The 18,330-nt window shown below is 62.4% G+C and carries 18 protein-coding genes; 5 read left to right on the top strand and 13 right to left on the bottom strand.

Annotation, left to right across the window (positions count from 1 at the left end; all coding sequences use genetic code 11):
* Positions 1 to 29: 29 nt before the first annotated feature.
* From QZ650_RS06555 to QZ650_RS06545, 3 genes are all read right to left on the bottom strand, one after another.
* Complete coding sequence (locus QZ650_RS06555; RefSeq protein ID WP_292518632.1) at positions 30 to 236, bottom strand: helix-turn-helix transcriptional regulator; 207 nt, start codon at positions 234 to 236, stop codon at positions 30 to 32.
* 49 nt (positions 237 to 285) lie between these two features.
* The gene (locus QZ650_RS06550) at positions 286 to 672 is read right to left on the bottom strand and encodes a hypothetical protein (protein ID WP_292518507.1); all 387 of its coding nucleotides are present in this window, start codon (positions 670 to 672) and stop codon (positions 286 to 288) included.
* Positions 673 to 783: 111 nt separating this feature from the next.
* Positions 784 to 1,296 carry a hypothetical protein gene (locus tag QZ650_RS06545; protein WP_292518509.1) on the bottom strand — a complete coding sequence of 171 codons (513 nt, stop codon included), beginning with the start codon at positions 1,294 to 1,296 and terminating at the stop codon, positions 784 to 786.
* Between the two features lie 814 nt (positions 1,297 to 2,110).
* On the opposite strand from QZ650_RS06545, the gene QZ650_RS06540 reads away from it, so the two are divergent.
* Positions 2,111 to 4,357, top strand: coding sequence for a bifunctional alpha,alpha-trehalose-phosphate synthase (UDP-forming)/trehalose-phosphatase (locus QZ650_RS06540; RefSeq protein ID WP_292518511.1), 2,247 nt, complete (start codon positions 2,111 to 2,113; stop codon positions 4,355 to 4,357).
* Here the strand turns inward: QZ650_RS06540 and sepS are convergent.
* The 8 genes from sepS to QZ650_RS06500 all read right to left on the bottom strand — a co-directional run bounded on the left by sepS (position 4,332) and on the right by QZ650_RS06500 (position 12,029).
* The gene (sepS, locus tag QZ650_RS06535; protein WP_292518513.1) at positions 4,332 to 5,930 is read right to left on the bottom strand and encodes an O-phosphoserine--tRNA ligase; all 1,599 of its coding nucleotides are present in this window, start codon (positions 5,928 to 5,930) and stop codon (positions 4,332 to 4,334) included. The two genes, QZ650_RS06540 and sepS, sit on opposite strands and share 26 nt — an antisense overlap.
* Positions 5,927 to 6,820: a 4-demethylwyosine synthase TYW1 gene (twy1, locus tag QZ650_RS06530; protein WP_292518515.1), complete on the bottom strand. Its 894-nt coding sequence runs from the start codon at positions 6,818 to 6,820 to the stop codon at positions 5,927 to 5,929. The genes sepS and twy1 overlap by 4 nt, the downstream gene beginning before the upstream one ends.
* Positions 6,801 to 8,465: an arginine--tRNA ligase gene (gene argS, locus QZ650_RS06525; RefSeq protein WP_292518517.1), complete on the bottom strand. Its 1,665-nt coding sequence runs from the start codon at positions 8,463 to 8,465 to the stop codon at positions 6,801 to 6,803. The genes twy1 and argS overlap by 20 nt, the downstream gene beginning before the upstream one ends.
* Complete coding sequence (gene prf1 / locus QZ650_RS06520; protein ID WP_292518519.1) at positions 8,465 to 9,736, bottom strand: peptide chain release factor aRF-1; 1,272 nt, start codon at positions 9,734 to 9,736, stop codon at positions 8,465 to 8,467. The genes argS and prf1 overlap by 1 nt, the downstream gene beginning before the upstream one ends.
* Positions 9,737 to 9,856: 120 nt before the next feature.
* A complete protein-coding gene (locus QZ650_RS06515; protein WP_292518521.1) occupies positions 9,857 to 10,351 on the bottom strand; it encodes an NUDIX hydrolase in 495 nt (164 codons plus the stop codon).
* 4 nt (positions 10,352 to 10,355) lie between these two features.
* Positions 10,356 to 11,021: a 7-cyano-7-deazaguanine synthase QueC gene (queC, locus tag QZ650_RS06510; protein WP_292518634.1), complete on the bottom strand. Its 666-nt coding sequence runs from the start codon at positions 11,019 to 11,021 to the stop codon at positions 10,356 to 10,358.
* Positions 11,021 to 11,629 (bottom strand): radical SAM protein, encoded by a 609-nt coding sequence (locus QZ650_RS06505; RefSeq protein WP_292518522.1) that lies wholly within the window; start codon positions 11,627 to 11,629, stop codon positions 11,021 to 11,023. The genes queC and QZ650_RS06505 overlap by 1 nt, the downstream gene beginning before the upstream one ends.
* The gene (locus tag QZ650_RS06500) at positions 11,616 to 12,029 is read right to left on the bottom strand and encodes a 6-carboxytetrahydropterin synthase (protein WP_292518524.1); all 414 of its coding nucleotides are present in this window, start codon (positions 12,027 to 12,029) and stop codon (positions 11,616 to 11,618) included. Before QZ650_RS06500 ends, QZ650_RS06505 begins: the two co-directional genes overlap by 14 nt.
* A gap of 173 nt (positions 12,030 to 12,202) precedes the next feature.
* Between QZ650_RS06500 and QZ650_RS06495 the strand changes: the two genes are divergently transcribed.
* The 3 genes from QZ650_RS06495 to QZ650_RS06485 are packed head-to-tail and all read left to right on the top strand — an operon-like array spanning position 12,203 to position 15,453.
* Positions 12,203 to 12,631, top strand: a complete 429-nt coding sequence (locus QZ650_RS06495) for a 30S ribosomal protein S12 (protein WP_292518526.1) — start codon at positions 12,203 to 12,205, stop codon at positions 12,629 to 12,631.
* A 7-nt stretch (positions 12,632 to 12,638) separates the two neighbouring features.
* Positions 12,639 to 13,229, top strand: coding sequence for a 30S ribosomal protein S7 (locus QZ650_RS06490; protein WP_292518528.1), 591 nt, complete (start codon positions 12,639 to 12,641; stop codon positions 13,227 to 13,229).
* Between the two features lie 31 nt (positions 13,230 to 13,260).
* Complete coding sequence (locus QZ650_RS06485) at positions 13,261 to 15,453, top strand: elongation factor EF-2 (protein WP_292518530.1); 2,193 nt, start codon at positions 13,261 to 13,263, stop codon at positions 15,451 to 15,453.
* A 192-nt stretch (positions 15,454 to 15,645) separates the two neighbouring features.
* Here the strand turns inward: QZ650_RS06485 and QZ650_RS06480 are convergent, their stop codons facing one another.
* Positions 15,646 to 16,617: a hypothetical protein gene (locus QZ650_RS06480; protein WP_292518531.1), complete on the bottom strand. Its 972-nt coding sequence runs from the start codon at positions 16,615 to 16,617 to the stop codon at positions 15,646 to 15,648.
* Positions 16,618 to 16,868: 251 nt separating this feature from the next.
* Complete coding sequence (locus QZ650_RS06475; RefSeq protein ID WP_292518532.1) at positions 16,869 to 17,429, bottom strand: hypothetical protein; 561 nt, start codon at positions 17,427 to 17,429, stop codon at positions 16,869 to 16,871.
* Positions 17,430 to 17,541: 112 nt separating this feature from the next.
* Between QZ650_RS06475 and QZ650_RS06470 the strand changes: the two genes are divergently transcribed.
* The gene (locus QZ650_RS06470; protein ID WP_292518533.1) at positions 17,542 to 18,240 is read left to right on the top strand and encodes an MBL fold metallo-hydrolase; all 699 of its coding nucleotides are present in this window, start codon (positions 17,542 to 17,544) and stop codon (positions 18,238 to 18,240) included.
* The last annotated feature ends 90 nt before the right edge of the window (positions 18,241 to 18,330 follow it).

Raw genomic sequence — 18,330 nt, 5'->3', positions numbered from 1 at the left:
GGGCGACCACCCTGACCATGTACCCCCGATCATGCCAGGTCTTCGTCATCGAAGGTGAAGACCTCTTCGATGGTGGCGCCGAGCGCCCTGGCCACCTTATAGGCGAGTTTTAAGGAGGGGTTGTACTTCCCCTTCTCGAGGAAGACGATCGTCTCCCGCCGGACCCCGACCTGCTGCGCCAGCTCCTCCTGCGTAAGCCCCGTCTTCGCCCGGAGTTCCCGGATCCGGGTCTTCACCCGACGTCCCCCTTCCGGAGCAGGCGCTGTCCCGCCGCGCTCATCCGTCTCACGCCACATCTCCCTGCCGGAAGAGGTACCACTGGAAGATGCGGGCCGAGAGCCCCATCAGCAGGATGGTGGAGAGCAGCACGCTCTCGACCGTGAGGGCGAGCACCCCGAGGTAGTCCACCCAGAAGAGGAGTGCGAGGAAGATGAGGGTGAGGAGCCACGAGCAGGAGATGCCGTATGCCCCGATCTTCTGCGTCCGTTCGTCCTTCTCCAGTTCATCCCGGAACTTCCAGTGCCGGACGGCGGCCACCGCGAGGATCACAAGACCGATCGTCACCAGGACTGATGAGAGCGCCCCCATCCCGTCCGTGAAGAACGGGAGAATGAGGCCAGCCGCCCCGACTGCCGTCCCCGCCGCAATCTGGACCATGTATCGTGTCTTCATGTCTGTTCCTGTTATGTAATTCTAACATTGTGTTAGAAAAATATAACTTTGTCGGTAGCAGGCGGCCGTGCTCGGGGGAGATGATGCCCATGTGTGCCAGGAATTTATCGTTCAATCGAGGATCACTATCGGCGGGGAGGTCCGCACCGTGAACCTGACCGGGACATCCTCGATTCCCACGGCCCTCGCCTGCTCATCGACCATCACGTGCAGTGCTTCGACCGAATAGGTTGTCTCCGGGCGAGGAGGACCGTTCCAGAGGGTGACTTCAAGGTAGCCTTCGACGCCGTAGCCGAAACCGATGACGTTTCCCGTGGGATAGAGGTGGCGCTCCCGCAGCATGCCCCATGTGGCTTCGGTGACGTTCTCCAGGTCTGAATACGATGCACTTTTCCCGCCTTTTGAGGAAGGAAGCCCTCCGAGGGTGAAGATGACGGGCTCCCTCTTGTTCAGGCCTGCCTTGAGGAGGTAGGGCCATTGCTTCGTGTATATCGGCTGAAGGAGTTTGAGTTCTTCCGCAGGGTTCGCCGGCTCCCAGCATCCCGGGTCCCCGGAGAGGTACGCCCCCAGGGGTAGACAGCATACGAGAACGAGGGAACCGATCAGGACGAACGAGTTCTTCATGCGCAATTCCTCCTCTGCACCCCGCAGGGCCGGCGAGCCCCGGTGGGGCAGCCTTGCGGTGATAAGGAGTGACTTAATGATTTGTTTGCTTAACTGTTTCGGATTATGCACGTAATCCCTGGAAGAATCCACCTATGGAGTCTTTCAGGTAACTGGGTGCAGGTGTGGCCTTCTTGCCGTGGATACCCCGGCTACCCACGGTCCCACAGGAATCTGTTCTCTCGTTGCACTTCAACGGCGGAGGCCGGAACACCATGTAAACAGGCCGGATGGATACTCGTCTATCCCTCCGGCGGGCGTATCGCCCTGCACTGCCCGCCCCCCGAGGGGGCGGGAGGAGGCGCGGAGCGCCGGGGCCGGCGGGGTCGTGGGCGGGGTGGTGGCGGTGATTGTGAAGGTGCTGGGCGGGGGATGAGGGAGCAGCATAACTATCGGAACAATGGGAAGGTGTGAACGTAGTGAGCATGAAAAGACGGAAGATCTTTGAGGGTGTCTCCCCCACCCCGCCCGGCCTCCGGCCTCCTCCTCTGCACCTCGCATGAGAAGACCGAACTCTTCGAACTGCGATGGACGGAATATCCACCTTCCTTCCGCCAACCGTTACCTCAAATGCCCCGACAGAACCCGCCCATCCGTCCATGCGCGGAGTCTGAAGAGTCTGCCGGCGCCGGGCACGCCGGGGAGAGGTGCTGTTCGCCTGGAGCCTGATATCTGCAATTTTTTGAGATTTGGCCAAAACCTTAATTTTGGTTGAGAATCTTTGGGTGCTGATCATTCCCTCCGATATGAACAGGGTCAAACTATGAACCGGTTATTGATAGTCTCAAACAGGCTTCCGATCAGCATCTCCCGCAAGAACGGCGACCTCCACCTGCAACGGAGCGCTGGCGGTCTTGCGACCGGAGTCGGCTCCTTTTACAAGTCTTACGAGAGCCTCTGGGTCGGCTGGCCTGGTATGAACGTCCAGAAGAAGCAGGAAGAAGAGAGGGACAGGATCGTCGATCTGCTCCGGCAGGAGCAGTGCCACCCGGTCTTTCTCTCCCCGTACGACATCAAGCACTACTACGACGGGTTCTGCAACAACACCCTCTGGCCGCTTCTCCACTACTTCAACCTCTTTGCCGACTACAACCCCAAGACCTGGCAGGTCTACCAGCGGGTGAACGAGAAGTTCTGCGACGCCGTCATGGAGGTGGCCCGGCCCGACGACGTCATCTGGGTGCACGACTACCACCTGATGCTCCTGCCGCAGATGCTCCGGGAACGCCTGCCCGATGCGGAGATCGGCTACTTTCATCACATCCCCTTCCCGTCATTTGAGGTCTTCCGGCATCTGCCCTGGAGGAAAGAGATCCTCTCCGGCCTTCTTGGGGCGGACCTCATCGGGTTTCACACCTACGGATACGTCCGTCACTTCCTCTCCAGCGTCCGGAGGCTTCTCGGGCACGAGCATTCCTTCGGGGAGGTCCGGACCGGCACCCGGATGGTGCGGACCGACCTCTTCCCCATGGGGATCGATTACCATCGGTTCGCCGACTCGGCGGGCAGCACCCCTGTCCAGAAGGAGATCGCCCAGATCAGGCATAAGTACGGGAAACGAAAGATTATCCTCTCGTTCGACCGCCTGGACTACACGAAGGGAATCCCGCTCCGGCTCGAGGCCTTCGATGCGCTCCTCGACAAGAAGCCGGAGTACCGCGGGAAGGTCTCCCTTGTCGTCGTCGCGGTCCCGTCCCGGACGAGCGTCAACAGTTACCGGGCGTTAAAGAAGCGGATCGACGAACTCGTCGGCCGGATCAACGGGAAGTACGGGACGACCGACTGGACCCCGGTCAGTTACTTCTACAACTTCCTCCCGTTCGAGACGCTGGTGGCGTTCTACAGCGCCGCCGACGTCGCCCTGGTGACGCCGCTCCGGGACGGCATGAACCTGATGGCGAAAGAGTATCTCGCCACAAGGACCGACGGGACCGGGGTGCTCATCCTCTCGGAGATGGCGGGAGCGGCGGAAGAACTCGGTGAAGCGATCATCGTCAACCCAAACGACCAGGACGCGGTGATCGAGGCGATCGAGGCGGCGCTTGCCATGCCGGAGAAGGAGCAGATCGAGCGGAACCGGGCGATGCAGAAGCGGCTGATGCGTTACGACATCGAGCACTGGGTCGGGGACTTCCTCACCCGTTTAGGGGATGCCCGGGCGGTCCAGGTCGAGCGCTCCGAGCAGGTCATCACCCCCGGCATCCGGGATGAGCTGGTTGCGGACTACGCTGCCGGCAAGAACCGGCTCCTCCTCCTTGATTATGACGGTACCCTGGTCCCCTTTGCTGCAAAACCGCAGAAAGCCGTCCCCGGCGACGCCACCCGGGAGGTGCTCGATTCCCTCTCCAAAAGACCGGAGAACGAGGTGGTGGTGATCAGCGGCAGGGACCGGTACACGCTGGACGCCTGGTTCGGGGCTATGGATATCGGGCTCATCGCCGAGCACGGCGTCTGGGTGAAGGAGCGTTCTGGGGAGTGGCGGATGCCTGAAGCGCTCTCGGATGACTGGAAAGGAGAGATCTACCCGCTCCTTGAACTCTACACGGACCGCACACCCGGAGCCTTCATCGAGGAGAAGGACTACTCCCTCGTCTGGCACTACCGGAGGACCGAGCCGCTGCTCGGCGCACAGCGGGCAAAAGACCTCAAAGACGACCTCCTGCACCTGACCTCCAACCTCAACGTCGGCGTCATGGAGGGGAACAAGGTGATCGAGATCAAGAACAACGTCGTCAACAAAGGGAGGGCGGCACTGAACTGGATCACAGGTCAGGCCTGGGACTTTGTCCTTGCGATCGGTGACGACCGGACCGACGAAGACCTCTTCGAGGCGATGCCGCCGGACGCCTACTCGATCAAGGTCGGCCTCGCCCCGAGCCGGGCCCGCTTCAACCTGGTCTCCCAGCGGGATGTACTGCCCCTGCTCCGAAGGTGTATCGGGGGTGAAAAGGGCGGTGCGAGCGAAAAAAAAGGAAAGCCCGGACGTGAGAAGAGGCTTATTGAGTCGGTGGCTCCGGGGTGACGACGGACCTGACCGTCAGGAAGACCGGTCCCCGGAGGTCCACCTTTTTGTTGTGGTCGGTGACATACCGCATCGCGTACTCCTCGATCCGGAGGTTGACGTCGGAGGGGAGTTTCGACATCTTCACCTGGACATGGGCTTCCTCCCCGCACCGGGCCGCCTCCTCGATCCGGGCGGCGGCGAGGCTTGCTACCGCGTCGAGGTAGGTGATGCCGGTGGGGGAACCATCCTTCCGGACGGCCGCCCACTTCTCGATGTCGGGCACCCCGAGGACCGAGCCGTTGTGGACATAGACCTCGTTAAAGCAGGCCGGGCCGCAGAGTTTCGTGTTGGACTCGGGCTCCTCGACGATCACCTCCACCTCTCTGCCTGCGATCTCACCCTTCCACGCGGCAAAAGCGCACGGTCCCGGGGCCGTAGCGTGCTCGGCGGCCGTAGCCCGGATCGCCTCCGCCATCCGCTTCCCGGCAGCGGTTCTCGGCTCCTCGCGGAGGTGGACGGCGCCGGCGATCTCGCGGTCGGATATCTCACGCGGGTGGAACTGCGGGTAGGTGAGCTGGCGGATGTCGTTTGACTGGTAGGCGATCATCGCGAGCCGCTCCACGCCGAGGCCGAGGTTCATCACCGGGACGCCGATCCCGTACTCCGCGAGCGCCGAGGGCGAGTAGATGCCGAAGGTGGCGACCTCGACCCAGCCGAGGACCGGGTGGCGGGCGTAGACCTCCGTCTGGGTCTCGGGCATGTAGTACTTCGACCGCTTCTCGTCGGGCTGGAACCGGAACTCCGTAAACCCGAAGGCCGAGAGGAGGGCCTCGCTGACGGCTTTTCCTTCCTCGAGGGTGACGTCCTCGCCCGCGACGACGCAGGAGGCCGAGTGGTAGGCCATCAGGCGGGTGGGGCCTTCCTCCTGCTCCCGCCGGAAACACCGGTCCACCGAGAAGAGCCTTATCGGAAGGTGGCGCTTCTCCCAGAGGGCGGAGAGCGTCAGGAACCAGCCGCTCGTCATGTGGCTGCGGAGGGTGTTTCGCGACGACTCGGGTGCGAGCGCCCGGAATTCGGGGAAGACCGCGTCAAGGATATGCACCACGGTCGCGTCGTCGGCCTCAAGGACGGCGGCGAGTTCGTGCGTCAGTTCGTCGCCGTCGATCGTCCCTTTCTTGTAGCCGTGGAGGGTCTCGCGGAGTTTCACCTCGATCGCGTCCGGGACCGCCCGCCCGAGGATCGCCTCGATCTCCTCGACCTGCTTTCGTGCGATCCCGACGTTCGGGCGGGGCAGGCCGCCGAGGTAGAAGACCCGGTCGAGGACGGCCATTGCCTCAGGCCCGAACTGCCGGTAGATGTCCGATTCCTCGACGATGACGGGGTTCATCGCCTCGTCGAACCCCATCGAGAGGTAGGTCTCGCGGAGCCGCTGCGTGATCTCGAAGATCGGGTGCGCCGTAGCCCGGGTGTACTTCAGCCGGGGGTATCGCTCCTCAACCCCGGCCGGGGTCAGGACCGACGGCCCTTCGTGCCAGGCGTGCTCGAAGTCCTCTCTCGCTCTCTTTTTGAACTCTTCCACATCAAATCTCATACGTCTCGCTCCAGACAGACGACCCGGCTTGCCGGGCTCTCATCCCTGATGAAATAGTCGCAGTGCTCAGTTATTTCCCTGGCAAACGTCCGAACCTCGTTGTGTTCGGGCATCTGGTCCCTCTGCAGTCGATTCCTACTGTACCCCAGATGCATATAACCCTTTACTTCCACGAACCGGGCCCCGGAGTCCTGGTAGATCGCCGCGTAGCGCTCGGGGGAGAAGTCGTTGTAACCGCGGACCACGGTGGTCCGGATGGCCGACCGCCGACCGGCAAGCCCGGCGAGGCTCTCCTGGATCCGCTCCCAGTAGTCTTCCTTTGGCCGGCAGAGGGAGAGGTAGGTCTCACGGTCGGGGGCGTCCAGCGAGACGTAGACCTGGTAAGGCCGGCACCGGTCGAGGACGTCCGGCCGGGTCCCGTTCGAGACGAGGAACGTCGTGTAGCCCTCGGCGTTGAGGCCGTCGATGAACTCCGCAAGGCGCGAGTAGCAGGTCGGCTCTCCCGAGAGGGATATCGCGACCATCGTGGGGGCGAGGGCCTCGGCGAACCGCTCCGGCGCGACGTAGGGCGAGACCTTGTAGCCGGAGAGCGCTCTCTTCTGGAGGCGGCGGAGGTTTGCGATGATCGTCTCCGGCGGGCACTCCTCCTCCTCCACGACCTCGTGCTCGAAGGACCGCCAGCAGAAGAGGCAGTGCTGGTTGCACTTGAGTGTCGGGGTCATCTGGACGCAGCGGTGGCTCTCGATGCCGTAGAACTGCGCCTTGTAGCACATCTCCCCGCCCCTGAGCGCCCGCTTGTTCCACATGCAGGGTTTGACGGCCGCAGAGGAGGCCGGGCTGACGAACTGGTAGCCCTGCCTCTTTAAGGCCTTACATGCTTCTGAGCGCATCGATACCAAGCGTCTCTAAAGACTCCTTCAGGGTGTTCCTGACCGCGTCTACGAGCGTAAGCCGGCTGCTGCGGGTCTCACCCTCGCTCTTCAAGACCGGGTCGTAGTGGTAGAAGGCGTTGAAGAGGTCCGCGAGTTCGCGGGCATAGGTGGCGAGGAGGTGCGGGCGGAGTTCCTGCACGGTCTGCTCGATGACGACCGGGAACCGGGCAAGGTGCCGGGCGAGCGCGACCTCGTGCTCGGTCTCAAGCGTGTAGGCCCGCTCGAACTCTCCTGCCTTCTCAAGGATGCTGCAGGCGCGGGCGTGGGCGTACTGGATGTAGGGCCCGCTCTGCCGCTCGAAGTCGAGAGCCTCCTTCCAGTTAAAGACTGTGCTCTTCTCGGGGGAGACCTTCACGATATCGTAGCGGATGGCGGCGATGGCGACCGACTTTGCGATCGAGCACCGCTCCTCCTCGGGGAGTTCCGGACGGCGGACGGTCACCTCCTCGAACGCCTTCGCGGCAACCTCCTCGATCAGTTCGTCCGCCGAGACGAACTTGCCTGCCCGGGTGCTCATGGAGCCCTCGGGGAGGGAGACGAACTCGAAGAAGACGATCTCGGGCGGCTTCTCGCCGAGGAGTTCGAGGGTGGCGCGGAGCTGGGCCCCGATCAGTTTGTGGTCCGCCCCGAGGACGTCGATCATCCGGTCGTAGTTGCGCGCCTTCCAGGTGTGGTAGGCGAGGTCGCGGGTGCTGTAGACCGACGTGCCGTCGCTTCTCCGGAGAATGTACTTCTTCTCAAAGCCGCATTCCGAGAGGTCGACCCAGAGAGTCTCGTCCTCGTGGACCTGCGGCAGGCGCCGGACCCGCTCGAATATCCGGTCCACGTCGCCGATCCGGACAAAATCGCTCTCCCAGACGAACCGGTCGTGGTGGGCGTTTAAGGCGGCCAGGGTCGCCTTGATCCCTTCCGCACAGAGGGAGACGGCTCTGCGGAATTTTGCGACGGTCTCTGCATCCCCGCGCTCCACCTTCTGCATGAGGTGATTGATCTCTTCGGTGATCGCGGGGTTCTTCTCGATCTCCCGGTTCGCCGCGATGTAGACCCGGGCGACGTAATGGTCCTCCTTCTCACCCTCCTCGCGGGCGAGGCCGAGGTGATCGAATCCCCACGAGACGATGGCGATCTGGCGGCCCATGTCGTTTAAGTAATACTGCACCTCAAGCGGGTCTCCGGCCTTGCGGAACGCCCGGGCAAGGGTGTCGCCGATGATGGTGTTCCGGATATGCCCGACATGGAGAGGGCCGTTCGGGTTCGCGCTCGTGTGCTCGAGGACGACCCGCCCGGACCGGCGCTGCAGGCTCCCGTAGCCGGGCTCGAGTGCCTCCCTGACCGCTTCCGAGAGAAGTGACGGCCCGAACCGGAAGTTGATGTAGGGGCCGGCGGCCTCGACCCGGATATCGCCAAGATCGGGGTTCGCCAGGAGGTTCGCGGCGATATCGGCGGCGATCTTCTGGGGGGCCCGCTTCTCAACCTTCGCAAGTTTAAACGCTATCGTGGAGGCGATATCGGCGTGATCACCGCCTGTTGTGAGGAGGACATCCTCTTCACCGGTGCATGCGCGGAGCATGCGCTCAATCTGGTGGTACTTCTCCTGAAACATCAGTATCCGGTCCTGTAACGCAGGATCGCTGCGATCCCGCCGAACGCATTGTAAAGCATTGAACCTTCTTCGAAATCGTCTGATATGATCTTGACCGTCGTGCTGCTCTGGTCCGCGAGCGCGGTCAGTTCGTCTATGATATCGGACTCTTCTGTAACGTAGAGCGCGGCCCCGTCGTTTGGGCAGGTGCCGAAGTCGATGTCCTTGATGTGCTTGCCCGGCTCGATGTTGATCGTCCGCTCCTCCGTGTAGTCGCTGCCCGGACAGGCAAGTTTCACCCGTGCTCTCCGGAGCCGCTCAGAGAGGAGGAGGGTGTCGACGGCGCCGAGTTCCAGGTTCTTCCTGACGCTCTCCTCACCGTAGGCGGCGGCACTCTCGTCTTTGACCAGTTCCTGGAGGAACCGGTTCATGACGTTCTTCTCCTTGATGATATCGAGGCCTTTTAGAGCATCCGACGCGTTCTCAACGAGTTCGGCAAGCCCGGACTCGTTCGTGTAGGAGACATCGAAGAGCCCGATGATCCTCTTCTGGAGTTCGTGGTGGAGGTAGCCGCCCGCCTCGAACTCCTCCTTCGTGGGGGTCGGGCCGCCGATCAGCACGCCCTTGAACCGCTCAAAGAAGTCCTTCTCGGCGAGGAAGACCTCGCTTGCGAGATCCCCGATCTTCTTGTAGAACTCGTTGATGGCGATCAGCCGCAATCGCTGGAAACGGACGCTCGACTGTCCACCTTTCCGCTGCTTGCCGGGGACCGTCGAGGTGACGCCGCGGACCGGCTCGATCCGGTTTCCCCGGAGAAAGCCGACGTAGGCCTCTCGCCGGTCGAGGACGATCAGGCCGTAGACCTCCTTCTCCCCGAGCATCTGCTGCAGCGGTTCGAGTTCGAACGAGGAGCTGCACCGGTACATGTAGGTGTTGAGCGGCTCGGGCGGCTCGATGATCTCGCAATCGAGATCGGTGCGGTCGCCTCCGACGTTGATCGTGCCGCAGAAGACGGCTATGCCGTGCTCCGGCGGGCGCTTATAGTATTTGAGGCGGGAGAGGATGGAGGATATGGCACTCTGGACGTTTGTCCGGGTCTGTTTGCTCTTGATGTTTGAGCACTGCCCGAACTCGTCGCGGAGCTGGGCGGTCACGTCGTATATCTGCTTATCTGGTGGTATATACAGTGTGATAAGCTCGGTGCCGCTCCCCTCCTTCTCCGCAAGCCTCTCAAGCATCTTTTTAAATTCGTAGCGCTTTCGCGCGGTATCCATCTCTTGCGTCTCTTCCATTGGAGTTCACCAAGCTATCTGAGTAATGTTCATTGGTCGAAGCTACTATGTGTTTCTCCGGGGAAAGCATAAATATGCGCACATTCGGCGCTCTCCCCGCGCGCGCTCTGCATGGCCCCGTCACTGCAGGCACCGGCAGATGAGGCAGATCGTTTTTGCATCGACGATCCTGCCGTCCGCGATCATTGCTGCAAGGTCCGCGACCGGGGTACGGACGACCTCGATCACCTCGTCATCATCCATCCCGTAGTCGGAGCAGGGGGAGAGCCCCTCTGCGAGGTAGAGCCAGATCCGCTCGTCGGTGTAGCCGGGCGAGGGGTAGATCCAGCCTTTCGGGACGAACCTCTCCGCCTTCATGCCGGTCTCCTCGATCAGTTCCCGATACGCCGTCTCGTCCGGCTCCTCGCCCTCGTCGATGGTGCCCGCGGGAGCCTCGAAGATGTAGTCGTCGATCGCGAACCGGTACTGCCGGATGAGGTAGCAGTCATCCCCCTCGATCGGGAGGATTGCGACCGCCCCGCCGGGATGGATGATCACCCGCTCCTTCTTTTCTCCGTCCGGGAGGGTGACCTCCCTCTTCTCGACGGTGAGCCGTTTGCCTCTGTAGATCTCCATGGGTTTATTCCTCGTAGGCGATCGGGTCCTCGAGCCCGAGTTCCCGAAATGCCTCCCTCCTGTAGTGGCAGGAGGAGCAGATTCCGCACGCTAAGTCGTTATTCTGGTAGCAGGACCAGGTATGCTCGTAGGGGACGCCGAGTTCGAGGCCCTTTCTGATGATATCCACCTTCGACATCCGGACGAAGGGTGTCATCAGGGTGATCCGGGGGTCTCCTGCCGTGCCGATGTCGACCACCCGCTGGAACGCCTCGATGAACTCCGGCCGGCAGTCGGGATACCCCGGGTAGTCTCCGGTCTGGACGCCTATGAAGATCGCCTCCGCCCGCCGGGCCTCCGCGAGGCTGGTCGCGATGGCGAGGAGGTTCGCGTTGCGGAACGGGACGTAGGTGCTCGGCATCCCCTCCTCCTCGCCGCCGTACTCCTCGACCGGGATCGAGGTATCCGTCAGGCTCGACGCCCCGATCTTCTTGAAGTGCTCAAGGCTGATCTCGACGAACTCCGCCGCGTCAAGCATCCGGGCGATGGTCCGGGCGCACTCGCGCTCTTTTGCCTCTGTGCGCTGGCCGTAGGTGAAGTGGAGCGCGATGATATCGTAGCCCATATCCTTTGCGACGTAGGCGAGCGTGGTGGAGTCCATGCCGCCCGAGAGGAGGCAGACCGCTCTCATCATTTCACCCCCAGGATCTTGTGGAGCTGCACCTGAAACCTCACCGGGAGGTTCTCTTTCACGATGTGGTCCGCGATGGCGCGGTAATCGGACCCTTCCACCGGCGAGATGAAGACCTCGCCCCGGATCTCGCACTGGCTCATCACCGCCCGGGCGTAGAGGAGGTCGTCCTCGTCCGCCACCACGAACTTGACGCAGTCGCGTGGGCTGATGCGGGAGAGGAGTGATAGGTCGCTGCGTTCACCCGATGAGGGGCATTTCACGTCCATGCAGATGGAGGCATACGGCTGCATATCGCGGAAGTCGCGGGTGCCGTTCGTCTCGATCTCGACGGAATAGCCATGAAGGCTGAACTTCTTGAGGAGTTCGAGGACCTCCGCGGACTGCAGGAGCGGTTCCCCGCCGGTTATGCAGATCTGTTTCCCGTTCTGCAGCCAGACCCGGTCAAGGACCTCGGTGACGCTCATCTCCCGTCCGCCTTCCCAGGCATACGAGGTGTCGCACCAGGCGCACCGGAGGTTGCACCCGGCAAGCCGGATGAACGTGCAGGGCCGGCCCTGGTTCTTCCCCTCCCCCTGGAGGCTCCGGAAGATCTCACTGACGAACATAGGTACGCTCTGCGTAACAGGACGTCGACTCCCAGACCCGGATCTTTGCGACGCGGGCGTCGTGTCCCTGCCGTGCGGCCTCGGCATCGATCATATCTGCGATGAGGCCGGCAAGAAGTTCGCTCGTCGGGTCTCCTGATGTGGTGACGACCGGGTGGAACTCCTCGATGCATGCCGCCATCGGGTCGTCTTCGTTTAAGATCACCTGGTGATCGAACCGCCCGACGACCTCTTTGATGCTGTTGTAGTCAAGGACGATCCCGGTGCGCTCATCCGCCGTCCCCTCGATCCAGACCTCTACCCGCCACTGGTGGCCGTGCAATCGGAAACACTTCCCCTGATAGTGGATCAGGCGATGGGTCGCCTCGAAAAAAACCTCCTTGTATATCCGGGTTATCATCAATGAAGGTTGCCCGCCAGGATATAATATTATATCAGCTCACGATCAAATAACTAGGGCGAAAGATCGGCGCGCGGGCGGGTTCCACAATATATAAATCCGCAACGCGCGTTGCTTTATAGCACACCAGGAGTTACTCCTATCCACAAATTCAACCGATACGAGGGTATTCGATGGGAAATGGTAAATTTGCAGCCCGAAAACTGAAGCGCGACGCAAAGGACAACCGGTGGCACGACACGGTCTACGCGCGGCGTCAGCTCGGGCTCGATGTGAAATCCGACCCCCTTGAGGGAGCACCGCAGGGCCGCGGGATCGTTCTTGAGAAGGTGGGTGTCGAGGCAAAGCAGCCGAACTCTGCGATCAGGAAGTGCGTCCGCGTGCAGCTGATCAAGAACGGCCGTCAGGTGACCGCATTCGCCGTCGGCGACGGTGCCATCAACTTCATCGACGAACACGACGAGGTCGAGATCGAGGGCATCGGCGGCAGACTGGGCCGGTCAATGGGTGATATCCCCGGTGTCCGGTTTGTCGTGACCAAGGTCAATAACGTCAGCCTGAGTGAAATGGTCATCGGGCGCAAGGAGAAGCCGCGGAGGTAAGTAAGCAATGGTAGAAGCAGCAGAGGCAGCAACCCAGGCGCAGCTCCTTTTTAACCGCTGGGACATGAGCGAGGTGGAGATCCAGGATCCGAGCCTTGCCCGTTACGTGAACCTGCACACGATGATCGTGCCGCACTCCTGCGGCAAGCTTGCCGGCCAGCAGTTCAACAAGAGCAACATGCTGATCGTCGAGCGTCTGATCAACAAACTGATGCAGACTGAGAACAACACCGGCAAGAAGGAACTTGCCATCCGCATCGTCCGGGATGCCTTCGAGATCGTCAACAAGAAGACGAAGAAGAACCCGGTCCAGGTGCTGGTGGACGCAGTCGCGAACACCGGGCCCCGCGAGGAGACCGTTCGTCTGAAGTACGGTGGTATCAACGTCCCGAAGTCGGTCGACACCGCTCCCCAGCGCCGTGTCGATACCGCTCTCCGGTTCATCACCGACGGCGTCCTGCAGGCGAGCCACAAGAAGAAGAAGAGTGTGAGCGAGGCGCTTGCCGAGGAACTGATCGCGGCCGCGAACGGTGATACACGCTCCTACGCCGTCTCGAAGAAAGAAGAGAGAGAACGTATTGCAAAGGCTGCCCGTTAAACCCCACTACCCCATTATTTTTTGGTGAACTATGACCCGACGAAAGAAGATGGTAGAGCGGGTGACGGAGCTGATGGACAAGCCGGAGCGGATCCGGAACATCGGCATCGTTGCCCACATCGATCACGGAAAGACAACCCTCTCGGACAACCTGCTTGCAGGCGCAGGCATGATCAGCGAGGAACTCGCCGGCAGGCAGCTCTTCATGGACTCCGACGAGGAGGAACAGGCACGCGGTATCACCATCGATGCGAGCAACGTCTCGATGGTCCACGAGTATGGCGGCGATGAGTATCTGATCAACATGATCGATACCCCCGGCCACGTGGACTTCGGCGGTGACGTGACCCGTGCCATGCGTGCGGTCGACGGCGCCGTCGTCGTGGTGGACGCCGTCGAAGGCACCATGCCCCAGACGGAGACGGTGCTCCGGCAGGCCCTCAAAGAGGGTGTCCGCCCGGTTCTCTTCATCAACAAGGTCGACCGGCTGGTCAACGAGTTGAAGGTGGACGAGCAGGAGATGCAGATCCGCCTCGCGAAGGTGATCGACAAGGTCAACAAGCTGATCAGAGGCATGAACGAGAAGATGTACAACGAGGGCTGGAAGCTCGATGCCGCACTGGGCACCGTCGCCTTCGGCTCCGCGCTATATAACTGGGCCGTCTCCGTTCCCTTCATGAAGAAGAGCAATGTCTCGTTCAAGGACGTCTTTGAGAAGTGCAACGCCGGCGACATGAAGTGGCTGGCAAAGAACAGCCCGCTCCACGCAGTCCTGCTCGACATGGTGGTCAAGCACCTGCCAAACCCCCTCCAGGCCCAGGACCGGCGTATCCACATCATCTGGCACGGCGACTACAATACCCCCGAGGGGAAGGCCATGGTCAACTGTGACCCGAACGGGCCTGTCTGTATGATGGTCACCGACATATCCTTCGACCCGCACGCGGGCGAGGTCGCCACCGGCCGTCTCTTCTCGGGGACGCTCCGCCGGGGTACCGAGTGCTACATCGTGGGCGCGGCAAAGCGCGCGAACCGTCTCGCTCAGGTCGGTATCTTCATGGGTGCCGAGCGGATCGAGGTCGACGCGCTCCCGGCCGGCAACATCGCTGCCGTGACGGGCTTAAAGGACGCCATCGTCGGTTCGACCGTCACGACGCTCCTTGAGATGACTCCGTTCGAGTCGCTGAAGCACTACTCGGAGCCGGTCATGACCGTCGCTGTCGAAGCGAAGAGCATGAAGGACCTCCCGAAACTCGTCGAGGTTCTCCGCCAGGTCGCAAAGGAAGACCCGACGGTCCAGGTCTCGATCAACGAGGAGACCGGCGAGCACCTGATCAGCGGCATGGGCGAGCTCCACCTCGAGATCATCACCGGCCGTATCAGGCGCGACAAGGGCGTCGATATCATCACCTCCCCGCCGATCGTCGTCTACCGCGAGACGGTCACGGGCAGTGCCGGCCCGGTCGAAGGAAAATCGCCGAACCGCCACAACCGGTTCTACATCGAACTCGAGCCGATGGACCCCGCGATCGTGAAGCTGATCCAGGACGGCGAGGTCTCGATGAACCAGCAGGCGGTCGAGCGGCGTGACGCCCTGGTGGCAGCCGGCATGGACAAGGATGAGGCCAAGAACGTCAAGGCGATCGAGGGCACCAACATGTTCATCGACATGACGAAGGGTATCCAGTACCTGAACGAGACGATGGAACTGGTCCTCGAGGGCTGGCGCGAGGCGCTTCACGGCGGCCCGCTCGCCGACGAACAGGTCCAGAACCTGAAGATCCGGCTGGTGGACGTGAAACTCCACGAGGACGCTATCCACCGCGGTCCCGCCCAGGTCATCCCGGCGGTCAGGAGCGCCGTCAAGGCAGGCATACTGATGGCCGGCGACTCGCTCCTCGAACCGACCCAGAAGATCCAGATCACGGTCCCGAGCGAGCAGATGGGCGCGGCAACCTCGCAGGTCCAGGGCCGGCGCGGCCAGGTCTTTGATATGCAGAGCGACGGCGACACGATGACGATCGTCGGCAAGGCACCGGTCGCGGAGCTCTTCGGTTTTGCCGGGGACGTCCGGTCGGCCACTGAAGGCCGCGCGATGTGGAGCACCGAGTTCGCCGGGTTCGAACTCGTCCCCTCAGGCCTCGTCGACGAAGTGGTCAAGGGTATCCGCCGGCGCAAGGGTCTGAAGGAACAGATCCCCCGGCCGGAAGACTACCTGGCGTAATCACCCCCGATACCCTCCCTTTTTGTTTTTCGTTCCGGCGAGCGGATGCTGTGCGCTCTGCCCACCTCCCCAATCGGGCTGATCTCCGGCACCCGGGCCTTCATATGGCCCACCGATGGGTGCACCCGGTGGAACGGCAGGGGCGACGTTCCGCCGGGGGTATCCGGGGTTTTACCTCGGTTCGGGCCGCGTTCAGTTGAGCTCTTCTATGGTGGGCGTTGGGGTGATGAAGACCGGCGGAGCGCTGATATCACCGGGTCTGGAGACCACCGGGATTGTCGGTGTGACCCGTGTCAATCCACCGCTCGTTGGTGTGGGTGTCGGTGTGACCCGGGTCAATCCACCACTTGTTGGTGTCCCGTCATCTGATCCGGGCGTGGGTGTATCCCCTCCCGGTGCCGGGGTGACTGTCGGTCTCTCTCCCGGTGGCAAGGTCGTCGTTGCGTTCGTCGGGGGCGATGTCTCCGGCACTGAAGTCACTGGCGGCGCGGGCGGCGCGGGGGGTGCACCCGGAGCAGAGGGACCGGCCGGTCCCGGCGCAGAAGGCGCAGACGGTGTGGATGGCGCTCCTTCGTCGGGGGTCCAGGCGTAGATGTCCCAGTTGCCGTTCCGGTAGTCGTTCCAGACGACCATACTCCCGGTGACGGCAGGCGTCATCTGCGCGCTCTCGTTTGTGGTGATCCGGGTCTCTTCTCCCGTGGCGATGTCGTAGAGGTAGATATCCCAGTTGCCGTTCCGGGCATCCTGCCAGACGATCCAGTCCTCGGCGACGGCGGGGCTGGTCTCGTGGCCGGTCCCGTTCGTGATCCGGGTCTCCTCGCCTGTGGCGAGATCATAGAGGTAGATGTCCCGGTTCCCGCTCCGGTTGTCCTCCCAGACGACCCGCTCGCCGCTCATCATCATGCCTGCAGGGAGTGCCGTCGCGAACTGATCGCTCTCCGGCGGGGTGAGTGGGCGTTCGCTCTCCCCCGTCAGGTTGTAGAGGTAGACGTCGTAGTCACCCGTCCGGTTATCGGACCAGAGGATCCGGTCGTCGAGGACCGATGCATAGACCTGGTCCACCGAGGCGTTCGTGACCTGGTGCTCGGCGGCCGTTGCGGCACCGGTGAGAAGCGCAAGGGCTATCAGCGCCAGTGCAGGTAAAGAGAGATTACGTTCACTCATCGTTTGACCTCCGGAGGATTCCCGGGAAGGCATCCCGGAGGGAAGACGGCCGGGGAATCCCTTATAGTAGAAGGAGACGCCCGGATTGAACTGCGGCAACCGCTGAACGCACGGGTATTCCTTCCCCGGGCGGGGAGTGCGCGTGGCCATATATAATACCAACCCACAGCCGGAAGGATCCTCGGGATGGTTCTTTCAGGCTGCAGAAGAAGGGTGTGGGACCGCCCTGCCGGCAGGGAGCCGGCGACCTTCTACCGTCGTGTGACCGCCACGAGCAGCCCCGCGATCGCGATCACGGCAATCAGTCCCGGGAGCGGTGCCTGCGTTGGCATTGTTGTGGTTGTGGCTGTGGCCGGGAGCGGCGTCTCGGTCCCGGTTGGAGTCTCTGTGGTCGCGGTGATGGTCACGGTCGGCTCTGTGGGGGTGGCCGTCGGAGCGGGGGTGAACGTGATGCTGCTCTGCCGGATCAGACCGCCTTCTTTGCTGAACGCGAAGTAGCGTCCGTATTTTCCGCCGAGTGTGTGAGCGTTGATCTTGAAGTATCCGTCGTTTGGCACCCCGATGACACGGACGATCTGTTTTGTGGGGTTATCGTCCCGGTAGTGCCGGAGTTCTGTGATCGGGTTGAGGGTATCTGCGCTCCGGAGGTTGACGAGGTCGAGGACGAGCGGTTCGCTCCCCACCGCGATCGTCTCGCCGGGTTGTACCGCCCGTGGCGCGGTCCCCTGTGCGGCTGCCGGGACGACGAGGGCCAGAACAAGGACCGCCAGGAAAACGAAAGTGTATGGAGATGCCATTCTCTCGTAGGTCATACGTGCAACCTCGTTTTCACGATATATATGCGTGTTGAAACGCTACCGGGGGTGCGGCGAACCCTGACCGGATCGTTGATGTGGGGTGAGGGTATCTCACACCGGTACTCCCATGAAGACCGGCGATCGCTCTTTGCCGGAGGTCATCCCTGTGCCGCTCAGCCTGACGACTGCGTTCATCGTCAGGGATCATCGGGGTGCGCTCCTGGTTGATACCGGCAATGCCGGGGACGAGACGGCCATCCTGGCCGCGATGGAGAGGGCCGGCATCAGGCCCGACGAGGTCACCCTGATCCTCGTCACTCACGGCCATCCGGATCACTGCGGGAGCGCCGACGCACTCCGGGCCCGGACCGGTGTCCCGGTCGCCGTTCATGCGGCCGACGCCGGTCTCATGCATCTTGGCTTTAACGGTCTGCGTTTCCCGGCCGGCACCATCCTCCGCCTCCTCGGGATTGCGGGCGGCAGAACGGGCGTATTCGATTCCTGCGGCGTTGAGCCCGATATCATCATCGAGGGCGCCAGGGACCTTGCAGCCTTCGGGGTCCGCGGGATGGCCATCCCCACACCGGGGCATACCCCGGGCTCGGTCTCGGTCCTTGTCGCCGGCGGGACCGCCATCGTCGGTGACCTTCTCTCCGCCCTGCTCCCGGGCGGAAGGCCCCGGCTGCCCCTCGGGACGGACGACCCTCCCACGGCGAGGAGAAGCATCCGGGGACTCCTTGCCCTGGGGGTGGAACGGATCTATGCGGCGCACGGCGGGCCGTGGTCGGGCGAGGAGGTATCAAGGAGGTTTGGGGCCGGCTGGTGATGATGAGGTGTCCCGGATGGAGGCGGTACGGAACTGGTTCTCCGGTCATGCCCGTTGTTTATACCGGAAGGCTGGTCCGGTAATAACTCC

Origin of the sequence: Methanoculleus sp. (assembly GCF_020696975.1) — an archaeon.
In the GTDB taxonomy this organism is placed as follows: Archaea; Halobacteriota; Methanomicrobia; order Methanomicrobiales; family Methanoculleaceae; genus Methanoculleus.
Note: the sequence above shows the minus strand (reverse complement) of the source record. Positions and strands in the feature narration are given on the sequence as shown.

Coding starts and splice junctions, on each gene's coding strand:
- QZ650_RS06550 (WP_292518507.1), bottom strand. CDS start 672: ATGAAGACACGATACATGGTCCAGATTGCGGCGGGGACGGCAGTCGGG.
- QZ650_RS06545 (WP_292518509.1), bottom strand. CDS start 1,296: ATGAAGAACTCGTTCGTCCTGATCGGTTCCCTCGTTCTCGTATGCTGT.
- sepS (WP_292518513.1), bottom strand. CDS start 5,930: ATGAGATTTGATGTGGAAGAGTTCAAAAAGAGAGCGAGAGAGGACTTC.
- twy1 (WP_292518515.1), bottom strand. CDS start 6,820: ATGCGCTCAGAAGCATGTAAGGCCTTAAAGAGGCAGGGCTACCAGTTC.
- argS (WP_292518517.1), bottom strand. CDS start 8,465: ATGTTTCAGGAGAAGTACCACCAGATTGAGCGCATGCTCCGCGCATGC.
- prf1 (WP_292518519.1), bottom strand. CDS start 9,736: ATGGAAGAGACGCAAGAGATGGATACCGCGCGAAAGCGCTACGAATTT.
- QZ650_RS06515 (WP_292518521.1), bottom strand. CDS start 10,351: ATGGAGATCTACAGAGGCAAACGGCTCACCGTCGAGAAGAGGGAGGTC.
- queC (WP_292518634.1), bottom strand. CDS start 11,021: ATGAGAGCGGTCTGCCTCCTCTCGGGCGGCATGGACTCCACCACGCTC.
- QZ650_RS06505 (WP_292518522.1), bottom strand. CDS start 11,629: ATGTTCGTCAGTGAGATCTTCCGGAGCCTCCAGGGGGAGGGGAAGAAC.
- QZ650_RS06500 (WP_292518524.1), bottom strand. CDS start 12,029: ATGATAACCCGGATATACAAGGAGGTTTTTTTCGAGGCGACCCATCGC.
- QZ650_RS06495 (WP_292518526.1), top strand. CDS start 12,203: ATGGGAAATGGTAAATTTGCAGCCCGAAAACTGAAGCGCGACGCAAAG.
- QZ650_RS06490 (WP_292518528.1), top strand. CDS start 12,639: ATGGTAGAAGCAGCAGAGGCAGCAACCCAGGCGCAGCTCCTTTTTAAC.
- QZ650_RS06485 (WP_292518530.1), top strand. CDS start 13,261: ATGACCCGACGAAAGAAGATGGTAGAGCGGGTGACGGAGCTGATGGAC.
- QZ650_RS06480 (WP_292518531.1), bottom strand. CDS start 16,617: ATGAGTGAACGTAATCTCTCTTTACCTGCACTGGCGCTGATAGCCCTT.
- QZ650_RS06475 (WP_292518532.1), bottom strand. CDS start 17,429: ATGACCTACGAGAGAATGGCATCTCCATACACTTTCGTTTTCCTGGCG.
- QZ650_RS06470 (WP_292518533.1), top strand. CDS start 17,542: ATGAAGACCGGCGATCGCTCTTTGCCGGAGGTCATCCCTGTGCCGCTC.